We start from the raw sequence: 3448 nt of genomic DNA on the forward strand, positions 1-3448 counted from the left end.
CCGGTGTCCCTACCTTGGAGCCATGGCGGGGTTCGGCGATCTGGAAAGCTTTGTCGGCCGGCATCGGTGGCTGTTCGTGCTCACGGGGGCGGGCTGCAGCGCGCCATCAGGGATTCCTGACTATCGCGACGCCGACGGCCAGTGGAAGCGCGCCCAGCCTGTCGCGTACCAGGCATTCGTGCAGAGCGAGGCGATGCGCCGGCGCTACTGGGCGCGGAGTCTCATCGGCTGGCGGCGGTTCGGCTCGGCCGCGCCGAACGCCGCCCATCGCGCGCTCGCCGGGCTCGAGGTTTTGGGCAAAAGCGAGCACCTCGCCACCCAGAACGTCGACCGCCTGCATCAGGCCGCCGGCAGCGAGAAGGTGATCGACCTGCACGGACGGCTCGACCGGGTGCGCTGCATGGCCTGCGGCGCGCTTACGCCGCGCGGAGAACTTCAGCGCGAACTCATCCGCCTCAATCCGGAGTGGCTGGCGCTTGACGCGGCGGAAGCGCCCGACGGCGACGCCGATCTCGACGGCGCCGATTTCTCTTCCTTCACCGTGCCGCCGTGCCCGCGCTGCGGCGGCCTCCTGAAGCCCGACGTGGTGTTCTTCGGCGAGAACGTGCCGCGCGACCGGGTCGAGCGGGCTTACGGCCATCTCGACGCGGCCGACGCCATGCTCATCGTGGGCTCCTCGCTGATGGTCTATTCCGGCTATCGCTTCGCCGAGCGCGCCGCCGCCGCCGGCAAGCCGATCGCAGCCGTCAATCTTGGCAAGACGCGCGCCGACGCCCTCATCGCGCTCAAAGTCGAGGCGCCGTGCGAGGAGGCGCTGGCGTTTCTGCTTTAGCGCGGACGCCTCTGATCAAGACCCGACGCTTGGTCCCCACGTAGAGGGACCGGACCCCGACGGCGCTGAGGATGGCTGGAGTCGACGTATTGCGGACGCAGCAGACGGCGGCCTTGGACGCCTCAATTCGGACGGGAACCGGACCTACAGCGGTCACCAGTGAAAGCGCGGAGTCCACCCGAGGCAGAGGTTCCAAAATAGCGAACCGCCACGCTCGACGCGTAACGAAAGTCCGCGCCCGCTGCCGAGCACAAAGCACAAAGGCAAAGCCGACGCCAACGCCTCAGCCCCTCACGACAGCGGTGGCCGCAGCTGGGTCGGCGTCCGAAATCCTTCACAGTCAAGAGGTCATTGCGGATCGCGATTTCGCCGATCATTGCCGCTGGCGCTGTCTTCGGCCAGCGTTGTCGGCTACCCCCGCGCGTGCGGGCCGTATGGCCGAACTGAACCAAATAAGGATGCGCCATGCTGGGATCGAATGGCGCGTTCGGCGCATGGACGATGTGAGGAGGCGTCTTAATCTGGCGGCTGGTTAACGTCGTGACTGCGGCTCAGCAGTGAGGCGCCGCTCAAATATCGGCCTTGCACCACGGGCGCCACAATACGATGGAAACCCCATTTGCCTGACCAAACTCGGATTTGACAGGTCCCGGCGCGGGCTTTCGCACCCACACCGGATCTTATTCTTGATCGCGCTACTTCATTGGCCATGAAGCCATTAACCCGCCGCTGGTCCAGAGAGCGTTCAGCCCTCTGTCCAAATGATAAGGATGGCCTGTTGTGCGCTGAAAGATCTCGCCGTAATTGCCGGTCGCTGCGATCACTTTGGCGGCCCAGTCGCGGGCCAGTCCGAGCGCCTGCGCGGTGGCGAAATCGTGGCCGAGGAGTTGGGTGGCCCGCATGTCCTCCCGCTTGGCGGCCTCGGTCACATTATCGTGCGTGACGCCCAGCGCCTCGGCCTCAATCAGGGCGTAGACCGTCCAATCGACGATAAGGCCAAAGGCCTGATCGCCATAGCGATAAGCGGGAACCACCGGATTTAACGTAAGCGTCTCGGGCAAGAGGACGAAGTCGCTGGACTGTGCGTGGAAATTGGCGCGCGATTGCACAAGGCGCGTCTCCATGCCTGTGCCTGCCGCGCAGCGACGCACGGCCACCGCCGCATCCAGTTCGCCTTGCTCGGAATGGGCCTGCAGCCCGTACGGGATTTGCCGCCACGTCAGCTCGTCGCGCAGCGTCCTCTCAGGCGGGCTCATGTCGAGAGCGCAGATCAATTTATCGCGGAGTCCGGCGAGGTCAGCGATGCCGCTCTCCTTCGCGACCATGATGCGCTGGGAGTCAAAGTACACAGGCGGCCCGAAGCCGACGCCGTATTGCATGGCCACTGTAGCGGACGGCGAAATGCCTACGACCAGTTGGATCTTTCCGGCTTTCAGGGCGGAGAGCGCCTCTGGCTCGGCGGGAAAGACTTGAACCTTAAGGCCGTCCGTATCGCCTTGAATGGCGATGGCCACTGCGCGGCAGATCTCGCCGCCGAGGGCGGAGAGATCGCCGTGGATATCCTCTCCGTTCCAATAATCGACGCTTTGGATCGTGCCGCAATCGAAATGATGGGATGCTCGGATAGTGGCAAGCGTTTGCGCTTGCGTCGCACACGTTAGGAACAGGAGGCCGACGGCAAAAAATCCGTAAACAAGGCGAGACACATCGACGATCCTTAGACGCGGTTGCTGGCAACAAGACGGACGGAAGCCTCGGCTTCCGTCCGATCCGTGGTTATCCGAGGCTCGCAGCCGAGGCCGAGAGACCGGGATGTATCAAGGGATCCAAGCGCCCGATGTCGGCGTGCCGGGCGATGCTGTCGGCCGGGGGTTCACGTTGGCGGGATACGGGTCGATTGGGGCGCCGCTCTGGTATGCAGTCCAGGACGGAAAATCGGTCGGCAGAATGCCGATCGCTGCGCAAGCGCCGTTGGTGTAGCCGTTTGGCGAATAATTCGGCGTCGCCAGATGCGGCAGCGTGCTGATCTGCGCGGCGGAGAACGCCGCCGTGGAAGCCGGGATCGGCGGCTTCACGCCCAGCAAACGACCGAAGTCAAACGCCTCGGTAAGATCGCCGACATCGTTATTCGGGTCATCGGACGGTCCAAGGTTTTTCTGGCCGAGCTTGACCTCGCCAAGCACCACAGCGTTCCTTTCATTTGGCAGCTCGGCAAGCGGCGCCAGACCCTTCAGCTCGTTGATGAACTTAATTACCGAGCCGTGCTCGCTGTAACGATGCGAGATCGTGCCGGACGCAGCATAAGGGGAAATCAGGATGGTCGGAATGCGAGGGCCAGCCGCCAGCACCGAGCCATCGGCAAACTTGTTGCGGAACTCTGGCGAAACATGGTCGTAGTAGCCATCCGTTTCGTCGTAGGTGATGATGATGGCGCTCTGCGACCAATAGGGGCTGTTGGCGATGTCGCTGATCGCCTTCGCCGCGAACGCCTCAGAGATCTGCTGATCCGAGTAGGACGGGTGATCGTCGTTGCCAATAAACGCATTCCGGACACCCGGAGTCGGATCCAACGGCACGAAACCGTCATTGTTGTCATAACCGCCGCGCAGGTAGAAC

Annotated in this window: 3 protein-coding genes; 1 reads left to right on the plus strand and 2 read right to left on the minus strand. The window is 63.5% G+C overall.

The window, feature by feature from the left end; genetic code table 11:
• Positions 1-22: 22 nt before the first annotated feature.
• Positions 23-832 (plus strand): NAD-dependent protein deacetylase, encoded by an 810-nt coding sequence (locus tag ACLP25_RS03660; protein WP_442467873.1) that lies wholly within the window; start codon positions 23-25, stop codon positions 830-832.
• 695 nt (positions 833-1527) lie between these two features.
• On the opposite strand, the gene ACLP25_RS03665 is transcribed toward ACLP25_RS03660, so the two are convergent.
• Together ACLP25_RS03665 and ACLP25_RS03670 are read right to left on the minus strand one after the other, a co-directional pair.
• Positions 1528-2538, minus strand: coding sequence for a hypothetical protein (locus ACLP25_RS03665; RefSeq protein WP_442467871.1), 1011 nt, complete (start codon positions 2536-2538; stop codon positions 1528-1530).
• Between the two features lie 111 nt (positions 2539-2649).
• Positions 2650-3448: alkaline phosphatase family protein (locus ACLP25_RS03670; RefSeq protein WP_442467872.1), on the minus strand; the 799-nt coding region annotated here is incomplete at its 5' end.

It is taken from the genome of Roseiarcus sp. (genome assembly GCF_052145395.1).
Lineage (GTDB): Bacteria > Pseudomonadota > Alphaproteobacteria > Rhizobiales > Beijerinckiaceae > Roseiarcus.